We start from the raw sequence: 8,283 nt of genomic DNA, 5'->3' as shown, positions 1-8,283 counted from the left end.
AAGTCATCGTTATGAGGAAACAGTTGCATGGATAAATGGAAAGAAGTAGTGGACCGTTTTTGAATTAATATTTGGACCACTTTTCAGTTGACAAATACAATAATATGATGAGTGAAGTTTTTATGTAAGAGACTATTTTAATTACGCACCGAATATATGTTGATAAATCAAGTTCATTGCTTAATGTACATCACTTTATTTCACAAACATGACACCAGTGACAAGTACTATAACCTATACTTAAAAAAATTGGTTTGTCTTCGTCTTTAGCCCTCTCAAATGCTTCTTCTCCCCATGGATACCAATCTACAGGATTTTGCGCATGCTGGATAAGGTAATGACTCGTTTCTCGCGCTAATCTATTTGTTAAAATTGTGTTTGACAAATATAGCACCTCCATTTTTTTGTTTTCGGAAGTATTATGCCCATTTTACTTTTATATATTTAAAACCTATATTTTAATATAAGCCAGTATCATAAATACTGGCTTATAACTAATTGTATACTCTTATATTATTTATAATTAAACTAGCACTTCAATCGTTATCTTATATTTTTGAATTTAATTATACTAAGTAATTCATATGTCCTTCATTAGTTCAAGTTTAAAATATTTGTTCATACGAACATTCATTTTGGAGTAGATTTCTTTTGAAATTCTTAATATTTCCTCAATTCGTTTATAACTAACTTCCATAAACTCGTAAATTGTCCTTATTTCAAAATCACTTACTCCATCAATTGTTAGATGAATATAATTATCAATTAAACCTATGATACACTCTGATTCAATTGCTGAACTAGACAAGTTTATAAGTTTTAATTTCTCATCATCTATATCAAGGTTATATTCTTTTCTATGCAATCTAAAGAATTCTTCACCAGTTTCTTTAAAACTTTCAACTACAATTCTCTCTTTTGCAATTTCATAATAAAACTTCTTTGCTTTTTCATCATTTAGAAACATATTCCAATAATTTCTAATTTCAACGGCAGTACAAATTTGCAGCCCATACTTGTCCCCTATTATATTATGTATAAACTTTTTATTCTGTGAAAGAAAATCACAATATATAATGCCAGCGATGTTATTTTTTCTCTTAAAGTGATAGTAAATTGATCCTTGGTTGATATTTGCATCTTCACAAATATCACTATATGTTGTCTTTACATATCCATTTTCGTAAAAAAGTTTTTTACAACTGTTTATTATGGTTTCTTTTGTATTGAGTCCATTATCATAGGTTGCCAAGTTGATCCCCTCCAGTATTTATTAATTATAGCAAAAATTTAGTAATGGTTAAATATAAAATTATAAATTTATTTTTTATTACAACTATATGTTGACAATTGCATCAAATTAAGTTATAACTAAATTAAGTTATAACTTAATTATACCATATTCTTATTCAAAGTTATATTATGTTTGTAATCTATGACATATGTTGGAGCTCTGCGATGATTCTATGTTAGGTAACACATCTTATCTACTATTTAGTATTTAAAAAATTAAGAGGAGGTATTGTTTTATGCAAAAAGAAATGAGTAAGGGAAGGATGATTCTATTTTTAGCTGCACTTTTTTTAACAAACGTAGGTGTTATGGCTGACATGGTCATCGTTCCGGCAATAGGAAGTTTCTTTGAAGTTTTTGGTGCACAAGTCAATTTAGTAAATTTCATCATTTCAGGACCTGTACTAATTTCGGTAATTTCAGCTCTCGCCTGTGGCAAGTTGGTCCAGTATTTTAGTAAAAAGACCCTTCTTACCTTTGGATTTGCATTATTTACAGTAGGAGCTATTTTCGGAGTTGTTATTGAAAGTGCCTTCTATATTGCAGCTATGCGTTCCCTGGTGGGCGTGGGGATTGGCTTTATCAACGTAACTGCTATGTCATTAATAGCAGAAGTTTATACTAATGAAAATAAGCGGAGTGCAATGATGGGAGCATTCAATGGTTCAATGGCTGGTGTTGGAGCAGTGATTGGATTAATAGCAGGATATTTTGCAGCAGACTCCTGGCAGTCAGTATTCAAGGTATACTGGATTGGGGTACCCATATTAATTATGGTCGTATTATTCGTCCCCAAAACTCCTCCGGAGAAGCAAAACGTAGATGAAAATAAAAAAGCTATTAAAAAAGATCCTATTCCTCTTAAGACATTTGGTTCTTTATGTATTTCAATGTTTATTTGGAATGCTATGTATGGAGTTATTTTCTTCCAAATAGCTGTATATGTACTTGAAAACAGCATTGGCAACGAATCTCTTGTTGGTATTCTATCATCCCTTGGAACTATCGGCAGCCTATGTGCATGTCTTCTTTTCGGAGTTACATATTCTAAATTGGGCAGAGGATCAATCATCCCTAGCTATATTATTTTAGCTTTAGGTTACTTAATTCTTTTAATTACCCAAAATGCTATTATTGTTGGTGTAGTGTGTACAATAATGGGAGCTGCTTATGGTAACGGTTTTTCTTATTTTTATATGAGAGCTACAGTAGTCGTTCCACCATCTCAGATTTCAAATTCTATCGGTATCATCACAGCAGTGAATGGAGTTAGTTTTTTCATCTCTACATATCTAGTTACCTATCTTCAAGGCATTATAGGAGTAGATACATTAACAGGAACTATGCCTGTCTATATATCGGTATTAGCTATAGGTTCTGTAGCATCCGTATTGCTCACAATCCGAAATAAAAAATATCCTTCAGAGTATCAAGCACTTAATATAAAAGGAAGTGCAATAGTAGAAGAATAAATAAGCTTAACTTTATCTAATAAAACATAAGGGGGTTTAAATATATGTTAACAAAAAGACAGAATTTAATAGAAACCATGAAGGGTGGCAATCCAGACCGATTTGTAAACCAATATGAGTTTATGGAAATGATACTAGAAGCACCTATGGAACAAGGGCCTGAACCAGGCTCGGAAGTCACTAACGGATGGGGTATCACATTTAGCTGGCCAGAAGGTCAACTCGGTGAATTCCCATTACATGATGAGGAACATAAAGTATTAAAGGATATTACAGATTGGAAAAAATACGTTAAATCACCTTCCATTGATTTTCCCGAAGAAGTGTGGGGAGCAGCGATAGATCACGCTAATTCTATTGATCGTAACGATAAATTTGTAGCTGCTGTAGTTTGGCCTGGGCTATTTGAAATGACACATCACCTTATGGGAATGGAAGATGCGTTGATGGCATTTTATGAAGAACCTGAAGCAATTCATGAACTCATTGAATATCTAACTCAATATGAGTTAGAATATGCTAAAGTAGTGATTGAACATCTTCATCCTGATGCACTTTTCCATCATGATGACTGGGGTAGCCAAAAGAATTCCTTCCTTTCTCCTGAAATGTTTGAAGAATTTTTTGTACCTGCGTATAAAAAAATATATGGATTTTGGAAAGATAATGGTGTTGAATTAATTGTTCATCATAGTGATACTTATGCAGCTAACCTAGTACCCTATATGATTGAAATGGGCATCGATATCTGGCAGGGAGTTATGACTACGAATAACACTCCTGAGCTTATCAATAAATATGGTAAAGAAATTACTTTTATGGGGGATATTGATAGCGGTGTCGTTGACTTTCCTGGATGGACTCCAGAAATTGTTGAAGAATATGTAGAACAGGCATGTAAAAGGTGCGGCAAATACTACTTTATTCCAAATTTAAGCCAAGGTTTAGATATGAGTTCTTTCTCAGGTGTTTATGAGGAAACAAATGCAGCAATTGAAAGAATGAGCAAAAAAATGTTCTAGTTTCATATCGTAAATGCCACCTATGAAATACTAACCAGTTTTAATACCTTTTATCATTAAACAATATCAGTGATGTAATATATTAATTAAATAGTTACTACATATTTGTACAATTATGCGCTTAATTCATTTAAATTACTTTATTTTACATTCTTTTCGATGGACGTTTAGAAATAGTGCAATTTTCCAATTTGTTTGATTTATCAAGTATTCAACACACTTTTATTAGTGGAAACATTGAGTAAATAACAAATTAAATTCTTAAATACAAGTGGCTAACAGTAATAGGATGAATTTCTATTACTGTTAGCCATTGTTTTGATCTTCTAATCCATCAATTTATTTAGTTGCTTCTGCTAAAGATTGACCTACTGCATCTAATACTGCATTGCTAGAATTCGTTGCTCCTGATACGGTATCAACGGCTTCGATGGTCTGCCCTTTGATTATTTGAGGTATTAATGTTTCTTCAACTGTTGTAATCATCGTAGGTGTTTCTTGATTATCTAAGACATTGATTTCGTTTATTTTTTCACCTATGATTTTCACTTCTACAGTCATTTTACCTCCATTGCCACTAGCCTCTTTTGAATAAGTACCATCTATGTATTTTCCGCTAGAACAGGCTCGTCTATAGTTTCCTTTAGGTTCGTAGTTCCGAAGAATTTTGCTAATTCCTCAATGGTATCAGCTTTGTAAAGCCAGCCTTCTTTGAGCCCTTCTTCAATATCAGCATCTAAGTTAGCGGTATAGGGGTAATACCATTCACCTTCTCTTTCCTTTCAGTCTAGACAAATTGGGTATCGCTCCCGCTTCAAGATTTCAAGATAAAAAGAAAGATAAGTGTTTTCTAGACTTAACTATTGATTATTAACCTTAGAATAGGTAAGATATAAAAGCAGAATAGTGCATTATGCATTATGAATTTTGAACTAATTAGAGGTGTCTTAAATGAGTATATTAACAGTAAATAACCTAAATCATGATTATGGCGGCAGAGAAATTTTAAAAGATGTATCCTTCAGACTTTTAAAAGGGGAGCACGTAGGTTTAATAGGAGCAAATGGCGAAGGCAAATCCTCTTTTATGAACATAATAACTGGTAAGCTTGAGCCTGATGAAGGTCAGATAGAATGGGCAAAGAGAGTTAGAGTAGGATACTTAGACCAACATACGGTCCTTGAAAAGGGCATGAGCATCAGAGATGCCCTTAGGGGTGCTTTTAAGTATCTATTCGATATGGAGCAAGAAATGCAGGATTTATATATGAAGATGGGTGAGGTATCTGAGGATGAACTAGATGCAATAATGGAAGAGGTAGGAACCATTCAGGATATCCTAGACCATAATGACTTCTATATTGTTGACTCAAAGGTAGGAGAAACAGCCAGAGGACTAGGACTTGATGAAATTGGATTAGAAAGGGATGTAGACGACTTAAGTGGTGGTCAAAGAACTAAAGTCCTTTTAGCAAAGCTACTTTTAGAAAAACCAGATATCCTTATGCTCGATGAACCTACCAACTATTTAGATGAACAACATGTAGTATGGCTTAAGAGATATCTTCAGGAATATGAAAATGCCTTTTTACTTATATCCCATGATATTACATTCTTAAATAGCGTAGTAAACCTTATATATCACGTAGAGGATAAAGAAGTCACCCGTTATGTAGGAAATTATAACGATTTTGAACGGGTTTATGAAGCTAAAAAATCTCAGCATGAAGCAGCATATAAAAGACAACAACAGGAAATTGCAGAACTCGAGGATTTTGTTGCTAGAAATAAAGCTAGGGTTGCTACAAGAAATATGGCTATGTCCAGACAGAAAAAGTTGGATAAGATGAATATTATTGAGTTGGCAAGGGATAAACCGAAGCCAGAGTTTAAATTCAAAGAAGGGAGAACTGCTGGAAAGCTTATATTTGAAGCCAAGGATTTAGTCATAGGGTATGATTGTCCACTATCTAAACCATTAAATCTTGTAATGGAAAGAGGTCAAAGAATTGCCATAGTAGGAGCAAATGGTATCGGTAAGACTACTTTTATGAAATCAATATTAGGACAAATAAAGCCTTATGAAGGTGAAGTAGAATTGGGAGATACTTTGGAGATTGGATACTTCGAGCAGGAGATAAAGGGAAAGAATGATAGATCCTGTATAGAGGAGATATGGCAAGAATTTCCCAGTTGGACTCAGTTTGAAGTAAGGGTCGCACTGGCTAAATGTGGACTAACTACTAACCATATTGAATCCAAGATAATGGTTCTAAGCGGTGGGGAACAAGCCAAGGTAAGACTTTGTAAGATATTAAATAGAGAGTCTAACATATTGCTTCTAGATGAACCTACAAACCATCTGGATGTAGATGCAAAAAATGAATTGAAAAGATCCTTAAAAGAATATAAAGGTGGGATACTATTAATATCTCACGAACCGGAATTTTACAAGGATGTAGCTACTGAAATCTGGAATCTTGAGCAGTACTCAACAAATCTATAAAATCCAGGAAAATGATTATTCTACAAAAGCTATATTATTAAACCGCAAGAAACACACTTTACGAGTTTCTCGCGGTTATGCGGCAGTCGCCAAATGTCTGCAATCAGCCACTTGGCTCATTACTTCGCGATAACTAGCACACCTGCAACCTTTATATACAACTATAACTAGAACCTATATCTAGTATGAGGACAGCATATAGACTTACAGTTTTTTAATAAATACCTTGATGATAAAAGCGCTTATTCGATATAAATTCTATAAATAGAAATAATTAAAACTTATCATAATACTTAGAATATTGAGAATATTAATTGGGAAAACACCTGTATTACACCAATAGGGCTGATGTCCTGTCGCAAATACGCTCTAAGGTTAAATTAACAATTATCTATTTAGCAATTCAATATTCCCATCATCCTATCTAACTTCTCTTTGTACTCAACTTCATGTATTGTTCGACATTTTTCTATTTGATATTGACCTAACACTAACTTTGTTCCAAATGCTAAACAGGTCGTTTCCCCACACTTTCGGCAATTTGTCTTTGGTAAATATTTATAGATTTCAAATGCCGAAGGTTTTTTTCGCGTCTCAAATAGAGGAGCTATGTCATCTTTTTTTTCATAAATCTCATTTATTAAATCTTGAATGTATTCACTCATTTCATATGCTTCCGTTTCATTTATAATTTTCGCAACTGCAAGTGAATCGCTATAAATAGTAATTATTTTAATTCCTTGGTTAAACGTTAAGTTTCCAGCTGTATGATTATATTGCGCTGTCTTTATCTGGGCATTCAGATATGGAAGTATTTCCGAGATATCCCTTGAAAATTTAGCTTTAAACCTCATTTTATTTGCATCTGCTGTGCAGGGCTCAATAAAAGTAACTCTTACTTCTTCTAAAAACATGTTTTAACAATTCCCTTCACTCAACTTATTTACTTTCTTAAGTGCTTCTACTAAAAACTCAATATCTTCCTTCTCATTGAAATATCCAATCCCAATTCTACAAGTACCTACTTTTTTTGTACCAATAATTTCATGAGCTGAAGGGGCACAATGTAATCCTGCCCTAATCATTATCCCAAACTGTTGATCTAATTCATAAGCAACTCCTTCGCAAGACTTACCTTTTAAATTAAAAGAAATTACACCAATAATTTTCTCACTATCTTTTGGTCCATAAATAATGATATCTTTGATTTTTTGCAATTGGTTAAAAGCGTAGCGTAACAATAGTTTTTCTTTGGAGTGAATTTTATCTTCTCCAATTTCTTGTATGTATTTTATTCCCTCTCCAAGACCTATTATACCAGGAACATTGAGTGTACCAGTTTCTAATCTATTTGGATAGTAATCGGGTTGGTACTCATATGCTGAGTCACCACCAGTTCCACCAGATTTAAGAGGATTTAAATCACCCTCCCAGTTTATAACAAGTCCTCCAATTCCCATTGGACCTAGCAAACCCTTATGTCCTGTAAACGCCAATAAACTGATATTGCTCTCTTTTACATCAATAGGAAATACACCTGCTGTCTGAGCTGCATCAACTAAGAATGGTATATTGTATTTTCTACATATCTCTCCGATTTCTTTGAAAGGTACAACTGATATAGTTATTCCTATATCTCTCTCTAGTGTCTTTAAGCAGCGCCAAACAGCATTATGTTCAATAGAACTAGTAATAACATGATCCCCTTTTTTAAGAATCCCTTTTATGGCTATGTTTAATGATTCCGTAGCATTTAAAGAAAAGATAACTTTTTTAGGATCATTAAAATTAAATAAAGTTGCGATACGTTTTCTTACTTGGTAAACCAACATATCTGATTGTAGTGCTTTTTCATAAGCACCTCTACCAGAGGTAGCACCTATATTCGTCATAAAATTAGCCATGGACTCGATGACCGTTTGCGGTTTAGGGTATGTAGTTGCTGCATTATCTAAATATATACTCACTAGATTCACCTCTTACGTATACTA

General features: G+C 33.5%; 7 protein-coding genes and 1 pseudogene. 3 read left to right on the top strand and 5 right to left on the bottom strand.

Going from position 1 to position 8,283, the window contains the following annotated elements:
* Positions 1-199 precede the first annotated feature (199 nt).
* Positions 200-400 (bottom strand): annotated as a pseudogene (locus tag GC105_RS13520) (DUF255 domain-containing protein); the annotation flags it as partial.
* A gap of 180 nt (positions 401-580) precedes the next feature.
* A complete protein-coding gene (locus GC105_RS13515) occupies positions 581-1,252 on the bottom strand; it encodes a TetR/AcrR family transcriptional regulator (RefSeq protein WP_193708424.1) in 672 nt (223 codons plus the stop codon).
* A gap of 277 nt (positions 1,253-1,529) precedes the next feature.
* Here GC105_RS13515 and GC105_RS13510 point away from each other — a divergent pair, with 277 nt between their 5' ends.
* Entirely contained in the window at positions 1,530-2,765 is a 1,236-nt protein-coding gene (locus GC105_RS13510; protein ID WP_152805788.1) for an MFS transporter, read from the top strand.
* Between the two features lie 44 nt (positions 2,766-2,809).
* On the top strand, positions 2,810-3,787 hold the full coding sequence (locus GC105_RS13505) for a uroporphyrinogen decarboxylase family protein (protein WP_152805785.1): 978 nt from the start codon (positions 2,810-2,812) through the stop codon (positions 3,785-3,787).
* Positions 3,788-4,126: 339 nt separating this feature from the next.
* Here the strand turns inward: GC105_RS13505 and GC105_RS13500 are convergent, their stop codons facing one another.
* Positions 4,127-4,393 (bottom strand): FMN-binding protein, encoded by a 267-nt coding sequence (locus tag GC105_RS13500; RefSeq protein WP_343030038.1) that lies wholly within the window; start codon positions 4,391-4,393, stop codon positions 4,127-4,129.
* A gap of 345 nt (positions 4,394-4,738) precedes the next feature.
* Between GC105_RS13500 and GC105_RS13495 the strand changes: the two genes are divergently transcribed.
* Entirely contained in the window at positions 4,739-6,292 is a 1,554-nt protein-coding gene (locus GC105_RS13495) for an ABC-F family ATP-binding cassette domain-containing protein (protein ID WP_152805778.1), read from the top strand.
* A gap of 395 nt (positions 6,293-6,687) precedes the next feature.
* Here the strand turns inward: GC105_RS13495 and GC105_RS13490 are convergent, their stop codons facing one another.
* Positions 6,688-7,206 carry a (Fe-S)-binding protein gene (locus GC105_RS13490; RefSeq protein WP_152805777.1) on the bottom strand — a complete coding sequence of 173 codons (519 nt, stop codon included), beginning with the start codon at positions 7,204-7,206 and terminating at the stop codon, positions 6,688-6,690.
* 3 nt (positions 7,207-7,209) lie between these two features.
* Complete coding sequence (locus GC105_RS13485; RefSeq protein ID WP_343030037.1) at positions 7,210-8,259, bottom strand: aminotransferase class V-fold PLP-dependent enzyme; 1,050 nt, start codon at positions 8,257-8,259, stop codon at positions 7,210-7,212.
* Positions 8,260-8,283: the final 24 nt, after the last annotated feature.

Origin of the sequence: Alkalibaculum sporogenes, from assembly GCF_009362815.1 — a bacterium.
GTDB lineage: Bacteria > Bacillota > Clostridia > Eubacteriales > Alkalibacteraceae > Alkalibaculum_A > Alkalibaculum_A sporogenes.
The sequence above is the reverse complement of the archived record's forward strand: the minus strand, read 5'-3'. Positions and strand labels throughout refer to the sequence as shown.